This window comes from Streptomyces parvus, from assembly GCF_032121415.1.
Classification (GTDB): domain Bacteria; phylum Actinomycetota; class Actinomycetes; order Streptomycetales; family Streptomycetaceae; genus Streptomyces; species Streptomyces globisporus_A.
Genome location: NZ_CP135079.1, coordinates 5372645 through 5388332, shown reverse-complemented (window position 1 = coordinate 5388332; position 15688 = coordinate 5372645). Strand labels below are relative to the sequence as shown.

Sequence of the window (15688 nt, the reverse complement as noted above, 5' to 3'; positions counted from 1 at the left end):
ACGCACGACTGAATAGCCTCTTCAGGGCCTTGTCCGGGCCCCTGGAAGCAGTCCCCAGCATAGGCGATGACCGCGGCGCGATTGAACCGAGACCACAACTTCTGGGCGACTGAGGCAATCCAACCACTAGATCTAGGGTCGAGTCGCGTTTCGCCCCCATCGCGTGTCGCGCGCCGGACCTCGTCGGGAGATCGCCAGGAGGTCGCCCGGGGAGCGTGGGCCAGGGAAGAGGGTACGGGAAACACGGGGCCGTCGAGCCGCCGGGGCTTCGCCGCCCCGGGGCCGGATGAAAGGCGCCCCGGGGCCGGATGAAAGACTCTGCCCACAGGTCCGGATGAAAGACTTGGGCCGGTGCCGCGACAGGGCCGCCACACGGAGGCCGCGCGACCTCCACCACAGCGCCCATACACCTGTCGGCGGCACTGCGGCACCCCTTTATTCGTTTTTCACTCGAACGTGTGTTTGGCGCAACCTTTCGAAAGCTACTACCGTTGTCCAGCTAGGGAGAACATTCGAGAGGGGCCGACGTGACCACCACCGCAGACAGCGCCACCATCACCGCCCGGGACCACCGCTCCCAGAGCCGACTTGAGCCGGTGCATGCCATGAATGACTCAGTCACGAACACGGACGGGCCCGAGCCCGCACGCCCCGGGCGCTCCATGCCCGGCAGGCCTCCCGGCATCCGGGCGGACAGCTCGGGGCTCACGGACCGGCAGCGGCGGGTCATCGAGGTCATCCGCGACTCCGTGCAGCGGCGGGGATACCCGCCCTCCATGCGGGAGATCGGTCAGGCGGTGGGCCTCTCCAGCACCTCGTCCGTCGCCCACCAGCTGATGGCCCTGGAGCGCAAGGGCTTCCTCCGCCGGGACCCGCACCGCCCCCGCGCCTACGAGGTGCGCGGATCGGACCAGCCCAGCACCCAGCCGACCGACACGACGGGCAAGCCCGCCGCGTCCTATGTGCCGCTGGTGGGCCGCATCGCCGCCGGTGGTCCGATCCTCGCCGAGGAGTCCGTCGAGGACGTCTTCCCCCTCCCCCGCCAGCTTGTCGGCGACGGTGAGCTGTTCGTCCTGAAGGTTGTCGGCGACTCGATGATCGAGGCCGCGATCTGTGACGGCGACTGGGTCACCGTCCGACGCCAGCCCGTCGCGGAGAACGGGGACATCGTCGCCGCCATGCTCGACGGCGAGGCCACGGTCAAGCGCTTCCGCCGGGAGGACGGTCACGTATGGCTGCTCCCTCACAACGCCGCGTACCAGCCGATCCCCGGCGACGAGGCGACCATCCTGGGCAAGGTGGTGGCGGTGCTGCGCCGCGTCTGAGGAGACGGCAGCGTCGGTCAGGGCTTGTCGGCCCCGGGACCCCCTAGGACGTCGATCACGACGTCGGTCCCGGGGCTTTGCCTTGCCCCGGGACGGCACAGCCGGCGCAAGGGGCCCGTCTACGCCCCGTCCGCCTTGGCCTTGGCATCAATGGCGGCCAGCGAGCGGCGCGCCTGGTTCCGGTCGGTGGTGTACCAGAAGTCCGGCAGCGAGGCGCGCAGATAGCTTCCGTACCGCGCGTTGGCGAGCCTGGGGTCCAGCACGGCGACGACGCCCTTGTCGCCCGTCGCACGGACGAGGCGGCCCGCGCCCTGGGCCATCAGCAGGGCGGCGTGCGTCGCCGCCACGGCCATGAAGCCGTTGCCGCCCGCCTCCTCGACCGCCTTCTGCCGGGCGCTCATCAGCGGATCGTCGGGCCGGGGGAACGGAATCCGGTCCATGACCACCAGCTGGCAGCTCGGCCCCGGGACGTCGACGCCCTGCCAGAGCGACAGCGTGCCGAACAGGCAGGTCTCCGGGTCGGCCGCGAAGTTCTTGATCAGCTCGCCGAGCGTCTCCTCGCCCTGGAGCAGGATCGGCTTGTCCAGGCGCTCCCGCAGCTCCTCGGCCGCCGCCTTGGCTCCCCGCATGGAGGAGAACAGCCCCAGCGTCCTGCCGCCGGCCGCCTCCACCAGCTCGGCGAGCTCGTCCAGCATGTCCGTACGCGATCCCTCGCGCCCCGGGGTGTTCAGATGCCGGGCGACGTAGAGGATGCCCTGCTTCGGGTAGTCGAACGGGGAGCCGACGTCCAACCCCTTCCACTGCGGGACGTCCTCGCCCGCCGTGCCCTCCGGGGCCAGCCCGAGCGACGCGCCCACGCCGTTGAAATCGCCGCCGAGCTTGAGGGTGGCCGAGGTCAGCACCACGGACCGCTCGGCGAACAACTTCTCGCGCAGCAGCCCGGACACGGAGAGGGGGGCGACCCGGACGGAGGCGCCGAACCGGTCGTGCTGTTCGTACCAGACGACGTCGTACTCGGAGCCCTGGGTGATGCGCTCGGCGACGCCGTGGATCGACTCGACCGAGGCCAGCGCCTGCTTGCGGACGGCGTTCTCGTCCTCGACCGACTTGTCCCGGGTGGCGCCGATCGCGGAGATCACCGTGCGCGCCGCGTCGCGCAGCGCCATCAGCGCGTATCCGAGGTCCTCGGGCACCTCTTCGAGCCGTCCGGGGAGCGCCAGCTCCATGACCCGCTCGAACCCCTCGGCCGCGGTCTGGAGGGCATCGGCCGCCTTCTCGTTGACCAGCTTCGCAGCACGCCTGACGGCGCGGTTGACCTGGGCGGGGGTCAGCTCGCCGGTGGCGACGCCGGTGACCCGGGAGACCAGCTCATGGGCCTCGTCGACGATCAGCACCTCGTGCGACGGCAGCACCGGCGCGCCCTCGATGGCGTCGATCGCGAGCAGCGCGTGGTTGGTGACGACGACATCCGCGAGCTTGGCCCGCTCGCGGGCCGCCTCGGCGAAGCACTCGGCGCCGTACGCGCACTTCGTCGCGCCGAGGCACTCCCGCGAGGAGACCGAGACCTGGCCCCAGGCCCGGTCCGAGACGCCGGGCGTGAGGTCGTCCCGGTCGCCCGTCTCCGTCTCGTCCGACCAGTCCCGCAGCCGCAGCAGGTCCTGCCCCAGCTTGCTGGACGGGGCCGCCGCCTCGAACTGGTCGAAGAGTCCCTCCTCCTCGTCCTGCGGCACCCCCTCGTGGAGCCGGTGCAGGCAGAGGTAGTTCGACCGGCCCTTGAGCATGGCGAACTGCGGGCGCCGGCGCAGCAGCGGATGCAGGGACTCGACCGTACGCGGAAGGTCGCGCTCCACGAGCTGCCGCTGGAGGGCGAGGGTGGCCGTGGCCACGACGACCCGCTCCCCGTGCGCCAAGGCGGGCACCAGATAGCCGAGCGACTTGCCCGTACCGGTGCCGGCCTGGACGAGCAGGTGGGATTGGGCGTCGACCGCCTCGGCGACGGCTTCGGCCATGGTGACCTGGCCGGGCCGTTCCGTACCACCGACGGCGGTGACGGCGGCGTGCAGGAGCTCGGGGAGGGATGGCTTCGTCATAGCCCGACCAGCCTACGGCGCACCACTGACAACGACGGTCACTCCCGGGCGCGGGCTGAGGGGTGCAACGGATTGGGGACCGTGCCGTGGATCGCCGCATGCGGGCGGCTGGCCCGGTCCCGGTAGCCGTCGACATGCAGACGGTTGCGGTTGAGGCAGAGGCGTTCGATCTCGGGGGTGAGCATGTCAAACAGCTCGAACCGCTCCTTCAGCTCCGGGAAGCGGGCGTGGTGGCGCACGATCTCCGCCCGGACGAGTGACCAGAAGGCGTCCTCGGAGACCCCGAGCTGCTCCTCGCACAGGGGTGACAGATAGCGGAAGACGCCGACGAAGAGGCCGGAGTGGATGAACTGGGTGAGGAAGGACGGCTCCTCGGTGAGGAGGACGGCGCGCACCTCGTCGGGCATGGAGGCGTGTTCGGGCAGCGGGTGGGCGCTGATGTTCACGTCGTCGACGAAGTCCTTGATGGCGAGCCGTACGGGCACGTCGTTCTCGTCGAAGACGACGATGGCGTTCTCGCCGTGCGGAGAGAACACGGTGCCGTAGCGGTAGAGGAAGTGCAGGAGGGGCGGCAGCAGGGCGGCGAAGAGGCGCTTCAGCCAGGTCTCCGGGGAGAGGCCGGACCGCTCGACCAGCTCCGCGGTGAACGCGCGGCCCGTCGGATCCGTATGGAGGAGGGAGGCGAGCGTGCGGGCGCGTTCGCCCGGGGCGAGGCGGGGCGGCAGGGGCTCGCGCCAGATCGCGCCGAGGAGTTCCTTGTACTGGTAGGGCGCTTCGGGGAGGTGGTCGTACAGCGGATGTTCGACGGCGACGGAGGCGACCTCGCCGAGGAGGATGACCCGGCAGGTCTCGCGCAGGAAGGGGTCGCCCTCGCACAGCCCCTGGACCCAGGCGGTGACGGCGGGGGCGGCGAGGGTCCGCTCGGTCGGCAGGCCGCGCCAGACCAGGGTGTTGAGGATGGAGAGCGGAAGCTTCACCGTGTGCCGCTCGGGACGGTCCACGTTGGCGAACGTGCGGATGGACTGCTGCGGGAGGCGGGCGTCGCCGTCGGTGTGCAGGGCCACGATGTCGCCGTCGGCGATGGCGGGGGCGAAGAGCGGCACGATCCACTCGTCCCACTGCCAGGGGTGTACGGGGAGGTGGAAGTAGTCCTCCGGGTCGTGTCCCCGGGCCCGCAGCACGTCGGCGAAGGCGTCCCGGACGTCCGGGTCGAGCTCTCCGGCGTACAGCTGGTCGGGGGTGCCGACGCGGCCGACGCCGCGGAACTGCGCGATGCGGGTGCTGACCGCGATCCACGGCAGCCGGAGCGGGCTGCGGGTCTCGGGGGTGAAGCGGGCGGCGTCGGCGGCGGAGAACCCGAGCCTCCCCTTGCTCGCCACCAGCCAGGGGTGGCCGGTCTGGTGGCCTTCCAGCTCCGCGTAGTCCAGGGCGGCGAGCCGGTCCGCGGTGAGCGCGGTGTGGTCCAGCCGGGCGTCGGCGGACAGCGTCAGGGTCAGCTCGCGGATGAGGTGGCCCAGCGTCGTGCCGTCGAGCCCGAGAAGGTCACGGGCCCGGGTGAGGAAGGTCAGCGGGTCGCGGAACGGCCGGGAGGCGGCGGGCGAGCCGTTGGCCTGTACGTCGGCCTGGACGGTGAACGAGCCGTTGGACTGCACGTCGGCCCGGTCGGCGGGCGGTCCGTCGGCAGGGGCGGCCGGGGGCTGCGCGGTGATCTCGATCGACTCGGGGTCGACGCGCCAGCTGCCGTAGACGCCGCGCCGGGCGGTGAAGGCGAGCACTCCCCCGTCGTCGAGGGTCAGCCGGTGGAGTCCGCCGGTCCCCGGCGCCGGAACCGGCTCGATGATCTTCTCGTAGGCGAACTCGCCGAGCATCTTGGCGAGGAGCCTCGCCGCGGCCCGGTCCCAGATCTGCCGGTTCAGCTCCGCGGGGCTGAACAGCTGCGGGGACTCGGCTGCGTCACGGCTCGTGGGATATATCGGCACGGGGACTCCTCCGGAGGGAACCTATGAGGTTCGAGCGGTGTGGAAAGTGCGGAGAGTAAGTCACAGCTGGGCTCGGTACGTTCGGTCGCGGATCATCAGGGCGGCGCGTTTGTCGGGGAGATCCACTTCGGCGGAGAAGCGGAAACCGGCGCTGAGGAACGCGGATACGGACGGGGTGTTGCGCAGGTCCGGTTCGGCGACGACCCGCCCGCAGCGCGGAAGGTTGTCCAGGACGAGGTCGGCGACGGCGCGGAGCAGGGTGGTGCCCACGCCCCGGCCCCGGTTCTTCACGCCCCCGACGAGGAGATGGACACCGGTGTCGTGGGGGCGGGCGGGGTAGTGGCGGGCCAGGGGGTCCAGGTCGGCGCGGTAGATCTCCCAGTAGCTCATGGGGGTGCCGTCCAGCACGCCGAGACAGGGGATGCTGCGCCCGTCCCCTTCGAGCTGGGGCCGGATGTGGTCGGCGGTGACGGACTCGGGTCCGGCGAGCTCCCAGAAGGCCGCCACGGCGGGGTCGTTCATCCAGCGGCTGATGACGGGGGTGTCGCGCTCCAGCCGGACGGGGAGGAGGGCGAACTCCCCCGCCGTGGTCCGCGCGGACGGCCAGGATCCGGGGTCGCCCAGCAGCTCACCGGGGACGGCGGTCCGCCGCGTCCCGGCGCTGCGCTCCTCGGCGATCAGTGCGAGGAGCTCCTCGGTGAGCTTCAGGTCGAGAGTGTCCTCGGCTCCGGTGCTCCCGCCGTCGGGCGCGGTGCCGGGTTCCGCTGAGGCGTCGGCGGGAGGCACGGTGGGGCTCTCCTCTCTGGACCGGGTGCGGTCGGTGAGCTTCTCCGGTGCGGGTGCGGTCGGAGTCTCTCTGGTGCGGCGGTTCAGCTGTGGAGCGGGTTGGCGATGGTGACGTACACGGACTGGGTGTCGACCGGTCCGACCAGCTCGTCGAGGCCGTGCAGCCGGGTCAGCAGGTTGGCTTTGCAGCGCAGTTGGCGGTTCTCCAGGAGATACGCGGGCAGGGGCGAGCCCAGTTCCGCGGCCTCGGTGAGGAATTGGCGCAGGACGGTGAGGAGTTGCTGTTCGTCGGCCAGGTGCTGGGACCCGAACGCCCCGATGAGTCCGAGGACGTTGTTGATGCCGAGGTAGTAGGCGAACCGCTCGTCGGTGACCGGGTCGGAGACGAAGGTGTCGCTGACGGTGCCGATGCCGGGGAGCCGCCGGTCCAGCTCGGCGCGGCGGGAGTCGCGGAAGTAGTAGCCCTGGTTGTCCCGGTAGCGGCCGCCGACGGGCCAGCCGTCCGGGTCGAGGAGGACGAGGGTGTTCTGCTGGTGGGCTTCGAGGGCGACTCCGCCGTGGGCGTCGAGCCAGAGGACGGGGAGCACGACGTGGTGCAGATAGCGCCGGAACCATTCGGCCGAGACGTCGGCGCCCGTGAGGCCGGTGCGGGCGCGCAGGGCGGAGACGACCTCCGCGAGCCGGGAGTGCATACCGGGGCGGCCGGGCCGGGGGCGCTGCGCGGTGAGTCCGGCGATGCAGGCGGCGTCGTCGCCCGGGCCGAAGGGGTTGTGGCGGAGCACCGCGTCGAGCCCGGTGACGGGGGCGCCCTCGGGGTCGTCGACGGCGAGCCAGGCGGGGTCGCGGACGATGTCGAAGCCGGGGTGCTCCCGCTGCCAGTGCTCGGCGAGGCCGGTGGACAGGAGGCGGTGGACCTCGACGCCCCGGTGCAGTTCCTTGCGGAGGTTCTCCCGGCGGGAGTTGGTGATGCGTACGCCGAGGGAGAGCTTGAGCATGACCCGCGCCCCGGGCCGGTGCACGGTGCGGATGGAGGATGTGGGGTGCCAGGGCTCGCCGTACGGGCCGAGGTCGTGGAGCAGGCCGGTCTCGGCGAGGGCGCGGACCTGGGGGCGGTGGAGCAGGTCGGCGGCCTGCCAGGGATGGACGGGGACGGCGACGGTGCCGGGGGGCGTCTTCAGCCCTGCGGCGTGCGGGGCGAGCAGTTCCTCGGCGGTGGCCGGACCGCCCTCGCTCCAGGCGGAGTCGGTGGCGGCCAGCGACCGGTCGACGGCGAACCAGTGCAGCGGGAAGGAGCCGTGCAGCTCCGGCGAATAGCGGCGGGACTCCGATTCGGAGAGGCCCTCGCGGCTCTTGGGCGTGGGGTGGAGGGGGTGGCCGAGCAGCAGGGACTGTTCGGCGGTGAGGAAGAGATCCGCATCGGCGGGGTCGGCCGGGCTGCGCCGCCGCTGCTCGATGAAGCCGGCGGTGTGGCGTACGGAGTCGGCGACCCGGGCGACCAGATCGCCGGCGCCGCTCTCGCCGCCCTCGCGGCCGATGAGGACGGCGACGGTGGCGGCGTCGGCGGGCGGGGCGCCGACGGGGGCGTTCTCCAGGGCGGGAGCGCCGAAACGGTGGGCCCCGGTGGCGGACCAGTACTGCACGGGGACGAGGAGGGCGGTGCCGCTCGCGGGGAAGGCGATGCGCAGGGTGGCTCCGTCGGGGCGGGGCAGGTCGTTCTCCCGGGTCCAGCAGCGCAGCAGGCTTTCGGTGCCCGCCGCGTCGGCGGCGCGGAGCGGGTCCGGGTCGTCGAGCGCGTCGAAGCCCGGGCCCTGGGCCGCGAGATTGGACCCGGGCGCGTATGCGGCGGGGGCGGGGCCGTGCGGGGTTTTCTGGCGGGGCACGGTCGTCGCCTCGACCGTGCCGGGGGCGGCCGGTCCGTCCTGCCCTCGGTGCTGGGGGGTACCGGGGCCTTCGGCCTCGGGCGCGGGGGTGGGGTTCACGGCGTTCTTCCTTGTGGGGATTCCGGGGTCAGGAGGTCGGCCCGGCGGTGGTCCGACGGTGCGGGGAGCGTGTCGCGGCTGCCAGCGCGTCGGCGAGACGGTCGACGACGGCAGTCGCCTGCTCGTCGGTGAGGGTGAGGGGCGGCAGGAGGCGGACCACGGCGCCGTGCCGGCCGCCGAGTTCGACGATGAGGCCGCGTCGCAGGCATTCCTGCTGGACGGCTTGGGCGAGGGCCGGGTCGGGCGGCGGGGCGGGGGCGGGGTCGCCGGCTTCGGCGGGCAGGGGCGCGCTCTCGGGATCCACCAGCTCCAGGCCGATCATCAGTCCACGCCCCCGTACGTCACCGATTCCCGGGTGATGCGCCCTCAGTTCCCGGAGACGGGCGAGCATCCGCGCCCCCAGGACCGCTGCGCGGTCCGCCAGTTGATTCTCCCTGACGTACGCGAGCGTGGCCGCGCCCGCCGCCATGGCGAGCTGGTTGCCACGAAACGTACCCGCGTGCGCGCCCGGCTGCCAAAGATCCAGCTCAGCACGGTAGACGATCACGGCGAGGGGCAGGGAACCGCCGATCGCCTTGGAGAGGACCATGACGTCGGGGACGACGCCGCTGTGTTCGACGGCCCAGAACGCGCCGGTCCTGCCGACGCCGGTCTGGACCTCGTCGGCGATGAGCGGGATGGACCGTTCCTCGGTGATCCGGCGCATGCGGCGCAGCCAGGCGTCGGGGGCGGGGTTGACGCCGCCCTCGCCCTGGACGGGCTCCACGATCATCCCGGCGGGGGCGGGCACCCCGCCCTTGCGGTCGTCCAGCAGGTGTTCGGTCCAGCGGGCGGCGAGCGTGGCGCCGTGCTCGCCGCCGGTCCCGAACGGGCAGCGGTAGTCCTGCGGGAAGGGGAGCCGGGTGACCCGGACGTCGGTGGCGCCGCCGGAGGCTTCCAGGGCCCCGGCGGTCATGCCGTGGTAGGCGCCGGTGAAGGTCAGCAGGCCGGAGCGCCCGGTCGCGGAGCGGACCAGCTTGAAGGCGGCCTCGACGGCGTCCGTGCCGGCGGGGCCGCAGAACTGGATGCGGGCGTTGTCGGCGAACTGCCGGGGCAGGGTGGCGAACAGCTCGGTGGTGAAGGCGTCCTTGACCGGGGTGGCGAGGTCCAGCACATGCAGGGGGGCGCCGGAGTCGATGACCTTCCGGATCGCTTCGAGCACGACGGGGTGGTTGTGGCCGAGCGCCAGGGTGCCCGCGCCCGACAGGCAGTCCAGATACCGGCGGCCGTCCGCGCCCTCGATGGTGAGCCCGCGGGCGCGCACCGGGACGATCGGCAGGGACCGGGCGTAGGTGCGGGCCGCCGATTCGCGCAGGGCCTGACGGCGGAGGATGCCCTCGTGCGCGGAGGGCGGCGCCACCGGTGCGGGTTCGGTCACGGACACGGCTCTTGATCCTCCTGCGGTAACAGTTGCGTTGCACGTCGGTACGATTTCGCGCGGACGCACCGAGGCCGTGAACGCTGTCCTGGTGTCCCCCGTACGTACCAACGACACCGACCGCGATGGATCACGGGTAAATCGGAACATCCTCGCGGCGACGGAACCGTGGACCTGCTGCGTACCGTCACCATCGGCACCGGCATAGTGGGGGCCGCACAGCGGCGCGGAACCATCAGCTCCGGCGCCCGAAGTGTCCGCAATGCAGCACGAGTACCGAGTGACGAAGTCCCAGGGGGATCACGAGATGCGACCCATTCGCCCGACCGATACCGCACGCCGCGGGAGGCGCGCACGGCGCATGCCCTCCTCCGCGCTCGCCGCGACCGCCGTCGCAGCCGTGCTGGCGCTCACCGCCACCGCGTGCGGTCCGGAGGAGGACAACGCGGGCGGCACGCCCAGCGCTTCCGCCGGCCAGGCCGACGGCAAGGTCGCCCTTCCGGACGACCTGAAGGACCGCCTCAAGGAGCACGGGATCGACCCCGACAAGTGGCGGGACGGGGAGTGGAAGAACTGGGACAAGGACAAGTGGCTGCGGGAGGCCAAGGACTTCGTCAACCCGATCATCGAGGGCCTGTGGGACCCGGACCGGATGCGGGACGCCGACAAGCCCCCGGAGAACCCGGTCGACAACGACATCTCGGGCGACGACGGCGTGACGGACCCGACGCCGGCCCCGGTCCGGGCCGCCGATGTCGCGACGCCGTACCACGACAACGCCCCGGAGTCCGGGAAACTGCTCTTCGACGGCCCGCAGGGCTCGATGGTCTGTTCCGCGACCGTGGTGAAGGACCCGGCGAACCCCGGCAAGTCCAACATGGTGTGGACCGCCGGGCACTGTGTGCACGCGGGCAAGAAGGGCGGCTGGTACCGCAACATCGCCTTCGTCCCGGCGTACAACAACGACGGACTGTCGCCGGCCGAGCTGGAGACCGCGCCCAAGGAGAAGATCGCTCCCTACGGTGTGTGGTGGGGCCAGTGGGCCCAGACCTCCGAGCAGTGGATCGAGCAGGGCGCCGCGGTCGGCGGCCAGGGCGCGCCGTACGACTTCGCGGTGCTGCACGTGACGCCGGAGAAGGGCGCGGGCGGCAAGTCGCTGGAGGAGACCGTCGGTTCGGCGCTGCCGGTCGAGTTCAACGCTCCGGCCGTGCCGAAGATCGCCGAGATGACGGCCACGGGCTACCCGGCCGCGCCGCCGTACGACGGCCAGAAGCTGCTCCAGTGCAAGGACAGGCCGGGTCGCCTCTCGGTCTTCCGGGAGCAGCCCACGATGTACCGCATCGGCTGCACGATGACCGGTGGCTCCTCCGGTGGCGGCTGGGTCGCGGCGGGCCAGGACGGCAAGCCCGCCCTGGTCTCGAACACTTCGATCGGCCCGGTCACGGCAGGCTGGCTGGCCGGTCCGCGGCTCGGCAAGGAGGCCGAGGGCATCTACCGCGCGGTGAGTGAGAAGTACGCGGGCCAGTAGGGCGCGCCAGGGCCTGCGGGGCCGGCCCCCGGCAGTCGACTGCCGGGGGCCGTGTGCGACCGGCGGCCGACTCGGACATCCCGCATGACATGTACATGACAGAATGCACGACCGCGACCGGGCCACCGCGCCTGGCGAGGTCGCGCGCCATCGCACGAACCAGCTGTTCAGGGGGATTCCTTCCATGCGATCGATACGTCCGCTGCTGGCCGCCACCGGCCTCGTCGCGGCGCTCACACTGACGGCCACGGCCTGCGCCCCCGAGGAGGACTCCGCGGCCGCCGAGCCGTCGGCCACCGGAGAGGCGGCCGAGACGGACCCCGCCACCGGTCTCCCCGGCGATCTGGGCGATGCCCTGAAGAAGCACGGGGTGGACCCGGAGAAGTGGAAGAAGGGGGAGTGGAAGAACTGGGACGAGGACGGCTGGCTCCGCGAGGCCGAGGACTTCGTCAACCCGGTCATCGACGGCCTGTGGAAGCCGGAGCGGATGGCCTCGGCGGAGGAGCCCGCCAAGACGATGGCGGCCGGTGACCTCTCCGCCGGCCAGGATGTCAGCGACCCGGAGCCCGCCCCGGTGCAGGCCAAGCCGGAGAAGCTGCCTTACCACCGGTACGCCGCCCCGGTCGGCAAGGTCTTCTTCGACTCCCCCAAGGGCTCCATGGTGTGCTCGGGCACGGTCGTGAAGGACCCGGAGAACCCCGGCAAGTCCAACCTCGTGTGGACCGCCGGACACTGTGTGCACGCGGGTGCGGGCGGCGGCTGGTACCGCAACATCGTCTTCGTGCCCTCGTACAACGACCAGGGCAAGAACGCGGCGCAGCTGCGGACCGCGCAGCCGCAGGAGGTCGCCCCGTACGGCACCTACTGGGCGGACTGGGCCGCGTCCTCCGGCGAGTGGATCTCCGGCGGCGGCCCGACGGGCGGGGCCGGTGCGCCGTACGACTACGCGGTCCTGCATGTGAAGCCTGCGAGCGGATCGAAGTCCCTCGAGGAGACGGTGGGCAACGCGCTGCAGGTCTCCTTCGACGCGCCGGAGATCCAGCAGATCAGCGGCATGGGCGCCTGGGGCTACCCGGCGGGCCCGCCGTACGACGGTCTGCTGATGCACCAGTGCGTCGACCGTCCCGGCCGGCTCTCGATCGCCCCGGGGACCCCGACCATGTACCGGATCGGCTGCACCATGACGGGCGGCTCCTCCGGCGGCGGCTGGTTCGTCGCCGGGCCGGACGGGAAGTCGATGCTGGTCTCCAACACCTCGATCGGACCGGTCACTTCGGGCTGGCTGGCCGGACCGCGGCTCGGCGAGGACGCCCGGCGCACCTTCGCGAAGATGAGCGACAAGTTCGCCGGTCGGTAGCCCCGCACCCCGGCCGTACGCCGAAGGCCCGGCCCGGACCTCTTCAGGGGGTCCGGGCCGGGCCTTCGGCTGTCGTACGGTCCCGCGGCCGTCAGTGCGCGGCGAGCGCGAAGGTCTCCAGCTCGGCGGCCAGCTCCTCGTGGACCTGGGCCTTGAGCAGGGTGCCCTCGGCGGTGTGCTCCTCGGAGAGCACCTCGCCCTCGGAGTGCACCCGGGAGACCAGGGCCCCCTGGATGTACGGCACGAGCGCCTCGACCTGGACGGACGGCCGGGGCAGCTCGGCGTCGATGAGCGCGAGCAGCTCCTCGATGCCTTCGCCCGTCCGGGCCGAGACCGTGATCGCGTACTTCTCGTTGCGCAGGAGGCGCTGGAGGACCAGGGGGTCCGCTGCGTCCGCCTTGTTGATCACGACGATCTCTCGGACGTTCACCGCGCCGACGTCCCGGATCACCTCGCGCACCGCGGCGAGCTGCTCCTCCGGCACCGGGTGGGAGCCGTCCACCACATGGAGGATGAGATCGGACTCGCCGACCTCCTCCATGGTGGAGCGGAACGCCTCGACGAGGTGGTGCGGCAGATGCCGGACGAACCCGACGGTGTCGGCCAGGGTGTAGGTGCGGCCGCTCGGCGTCTCGGCCCGGCGGACGGTCGGGTCCAGGGTGGCGAACAGGGCGTTCTCCACCAGGACACCGGCCCCGGTCAGACGGTTGAGCAGCGACGACTTGCCCGCGTTGGTGTATCCGGCGATGGCGACGGAGGGCACCTTGTTGCGCTTGCGCTCCTGCCGCTTGATCTCGCGGCCGGTCTTCATCTCCGCGATCTCCCGGCGCATCTTCGCCATCTTCTCGCGGATCCGCCGCCGGTCCGTCTCGATCTTGGTCTCACCGGGACCACGGGTGGCCATTCCGCCACCGCCGCTGGAACCGCCGCCGCCCATCTGGCGGGAGAGCGACTGGCCCCAGCCGCGCAGCCTGGGCAGCATGTACTGCATCTGCGCGAGCGAGACCTGGGCCTTGCCCTCGCGGGACTTGGCATGCTGGGCGAAGATGTCGAGGATCAGGGCGGTCCGGTCGACCACCTTGACCTTGACGACGTCTTCCAGGTGGATCAGCTGGCCGGGGCTCAGCTCACCGTCGCAGACGACGGTGTCGGCACCGGATTCGAGCACGATGTCGCGCAGCTCCAGCGCCTTGCCCGAACCGATGTAGGTCGCCGGGTCGGGCTTGTCGCGCCGCTGGTACACCGCGTCCAGCACCTGGGCGCCCGCCGTCTCGGCGAGTGCGGCGAGCTCCGCGAGGGAGATCTCCGCGTCGTGCACCGTCCCCGAGGTCCAGACGCCCACCAGCACCACGCGCTCCAGGCGCAGCTGGCGGTACTCGACCTCGGTGACGTCCTCGAGCTCGGTGGAGAGACCGGCCACGCGCCGCAGGGCGGCACGCTCGGAGCGGTCGAGCTGGTCGCCGTCCCGGGCTCCGTCGATCTCGTGGCTCCAGGCGACGTCCTCTTCCATCAGGGCGTCGGCCCGGCGGGCCTCGGTGAGGCTCTCGGTCGTGTTCTCCGTAGCGCTCTGCGCGTCCTGCGCGTCCTGGGGAAGGGAAGAAGAGGAGGTCATTGGATCCTTACGTCGATAGAAGTCTTTACGTCAGTTGCAACGTGTGATCTTCCCGGATGATTCCCTTCGGGGAACTCCGGTGCGGTCCGCCGCGCCGACGCGTCGATAGTGGCACGGACCCACCGGGCCCGTCACGCGGGTTTCGCGCTGCTCCAGTCCGGGTGCCCGGGCATCGGCGGGGTCTTCCCGCCGTGCAGCCAGCCGTCGAAGAAGGCGGTCAGGTCGCGGCCGGCGATACCGGACGCCAGCCGGGTGAAGTCCGCGGTGGTCGCCGTGGAGTCCCGGTGCACCCGGACCCAGGTGCGCTCCAGCCGGTCGAAGGCGGCCTCGCCGATCTCCTGGCGCAGTGCGTAGAGCACCAGCGCGCTGCCGTCGTACATCACCGGGCGGAACAGGCTGAGCTTCTTCCCCGGAGCCGGGCCGTCCGGGTGCGCCGGAGGACCGCCGTCCGCGCGCCAGCCGTCGGACAGCTCGTACGCCTCACGCATCCGGCGTTCCAGGGTCGGGCCGCCGTTCTCCTCGGCGTACCGGGCCTCGTACCAGCTGGCGTGTCCCTCGTTGAGCCACAGGTCGGACCAGCTCGCGGGCGAGACGCTGTTGCCGAACCACTGGTGGGCCAGCTCGTGGATCATCACCGAGTCGACGTACCACTCCGGGTAGGCGGGCTCGGTGAAGAAGGACTTCCCGAACAGCGACAGCGTCTGGGTCTCCAGGGCGAACCCGATGGGGCTGTCGGCGACGAGCACCCCGTACGTCTCGAAGGGGTAGCGGCCGACCCGCTGCTCCATCCACTCCAGCTGGGCCGGGGTCTTCCTCAGCCAGGGCTCCAGCTTCTTCCGGTCGGCAGCCGGGACGACGTCGCGTACCGGCAGCCCGTGCGGTCCTGTGCGGTGCGCGACGGCGGAGCTGCCGATGGAGACCTGGGCCAGTTCGGTGGCCATGGGGTGCTCGGTGCGGTAGGTCCAGGTGATCGAGGAGCCGTGCCGGGTCTTCCCGGTGGACAGCCCGGCCGCGACCGCCGTCAGCCGGTGCGGGGCGGTGATCCGGAAGGTGAAGTACGCCTTGTCGGAGGGGTGGTCGTTGCCGGGGAAGACGCGGTGGGCGGCGTCGGCCTGGTTGGCCATGGCGAGCCCGTCGGCGGTACGCACCCAGCCGCCGTCGTCCCCGGATCCGCTCGGGTCGCTGGTGTGCCGGACGGTGATGTTCAGCGGTGCGCCCGCGGGGAGGCGGCGGGGTGCCTGGAGGACGAGGTCCTCCCTCTTGCTGCCGAAGTCGGCGCTCTGCCCGTTGACCTCGACGCCCTGGACGGTCCCCCGGGCGAAGTCGAGGTTGATCCGGTCCAGCGGGGCGGTGGTGCGAGCGCGGATCTTGGTGACGGCGTCCAGGGGCTTGGTGTTGGAGCCGTGGTAGGTGAAGGCGATGTCGTACGCGAGGACGTCGTATCCGGGGTTGCCCAGCTCGGGGAAGAGCCGGTCGCCGATACCCAGGGGCTCGGGGGCGGGCAGAGCGGCGGCGACGAGGGTGGCCGAGGCGGTCGCCAGCAGGGCGGCGCGCAGGCGGCGGGTCATGAGCGGCATGGACTACCGCTATCAGCGTGGGGGCGCCCGGCCGGGGA

General features: G+C 71.9%; 10 protein-coding genes. 3 read left to right on the top strand and 7 right to left on the bottom strand.

From position 1 onward, the window contains the following. The first annotated feature begins 527 nt into the window (after window positions 1–527). Complete coding sequence (gene lexA / locus RNL97_RS25300) at window positions 528–1325, top strand: transcriptional repressor LexA (RefSeq protein ID WP_010072358.1); 798 nt, start codon at window positions 528–530, stop codon at window positions 1323–1325. Between the two features lie 119 nt (window positions 1326–1444). Here lexA and RNL97_RS25295 read toward each other — a convergent pair whose 3' ends face one another. The 5 genes from RNL97_RS25295 to RNL97_RS25275 form a co-directional block, all read right to left on the bottom strand. Beyond that, window positions 1445–3415, bottom strand: coding sequence for an ATP-dependent DNA helicase (locus tag RNL97_RS25295; protein WP_243315398.1), 1971 nt, complete (start codon window positions 3413–3415; stop codon window positions 1445–1447). Window positions 3416–3453: 38 nt separating this feature from the next. Next, entirely contained in the window at window positions 3454–5394 is a 1941-nt protein-coding gene (locus RNL97_RS25290; RefSeq protein ID WP_030581142.1) for an IucA/IucC family protein, read from the bottom strand. Between the two features lie 60 nt (window positions 5395–5454). Beyond that, window positions 5455–6180 (bottom strand): GNAT family N-acetyltransferase, encoded by a 726-nt coding sequence (locus RNL97_RS25285; RefSeq protein WP_030581140.1) that lies wholly within the window; start codon window positions 6178–6180, stop codon window positions 5455–5457. An 83-nt stretch (window positions 6181–6263) separates the two neighbouring features. Continuing rightward, the gene (locus RNL97_RS25280; protein ID WP_243315397.1) at window positions 6264–8159 is read right to left on the bottom strand and encodes an IucA/IucC family protein; all 1896 of its coding nucleotides are present in this window, start codon (window positions 8157–8159) and stop codon (window positions 6264–6266) included. A 28-nt stretch (window positions 8160–8187) separates the two neighbouring features. After that, the gene (locus RNL97_RS25275; protein WP_243315396.1) at window positions 8188–9582 is read right to left on the bottom strand and encodes a diaminobutyrate--2-oxoglutarate transaminase family protein; all 1395 of its coding nucleotides are present in this window, start codon (window positions 9580–9582) and stop codon (window positions 8188–8190) included. A 355-nt stretch (window positions 9583–9937) separates the two neighbouring features. Here RNL97_RS25275 and RNL97_RS25270 point away from each other — a divergent pair, with 355 nt between their 5' ends. Both RNL97_RS25270 and RNL97_RS25265 read left to right on the top strand, forming a co-directional pair. Then, window positions 9938–11104 carry a trypsin-like serine peptidase gene (locus RNL97_RS25270; protein WP_030581132.1) on the top strand — a complete coding sequence of 389 codons (1167 nt, stop codon included), beginning with the start codon at window positions 9938–9940 and terminating at the stop codon, window positions 11102–11104. Between the two features lie 184 nt (window positions 11105–11288). Next, window positions 11289–12461 carry a trypsin-like serine peptidase gene (locus tag RNL97_RS25265; protein WP_243315395.1) on the top strand — a complete coding sequence of 391 codons (1173 nt, stop codon included), beginning with the start codon at window positions 11289–11291 and terminating at the stop codon, window positions 12459–12461. A gap of 91 nt (window positions 12462–12552) precedes the next feature. On the opposite strand, the gene hflX is transcribed toward RNL97_RS25265, so the two are convergent. Continuing rightward, on the bottom strand, window positions 12553–14073 hold the full coding sequence (gene hflX, locus RNL97_RS25260; protein ID WP_243315394.1) for a GTPase HflX: 1521 nt from the start codon (window positions 14071–14073) through the stop codon (window positions 12553–12555). A 131-nt stretch (window positions 14074–14204) separates the two neighbouring features. Then, the gene (locus tag RNL97_RS25255; RefSeq protein ID WP_243315393.1) at window positions 14205–15650 is read right to left on the bottom strand and encodes a M1 family metallopeptidase; all 1446 of its coding nucleotides are present in this window, start codon (window positions 15648–15650) and stop codon (window positions 14205–14207) included. Window positions 15651–15688 lie beyond the last annotated feature (38 nt).

Coding starts and splice junctions, on each gene's coding strand:
- hflX (WP_243315394.1), bottom strand. CDS start 14,073: ATGACCTCCTCTTCTTCCCTTCCCCAGGACGCGCAGGACGCGCAGAGC.
- RNL97_RS25255 (WP_243315393.1), bottom strand. CDS start 15,650: ATGCCGCTCATGACCCGCCGCCTGCGCGCCGCCCTGCTGGCGACCGCC.
- RNL97_RS25270 (WP_030581132.1), top strand. CDS start 9,938: ATGCCCTCCTCCGCGCTCGCCGCGACCGCCGTCGCAGCCGTGCTGGCG.
- RNL97_RS25295 (WP_243315398.1), bottom strand. CDS start 3,415: ATGACGAAGCCATCCCTCCCCGAGCTCCTGCACGCCGCCGTCACCGCC.
- RNL97_RS25265 (WP_243315395.1), top strand. CDS start 11,289: ATGCGATCGATACGTCCGCTGCTGGCCGCCACCGGCCTCGTCGCGGCG.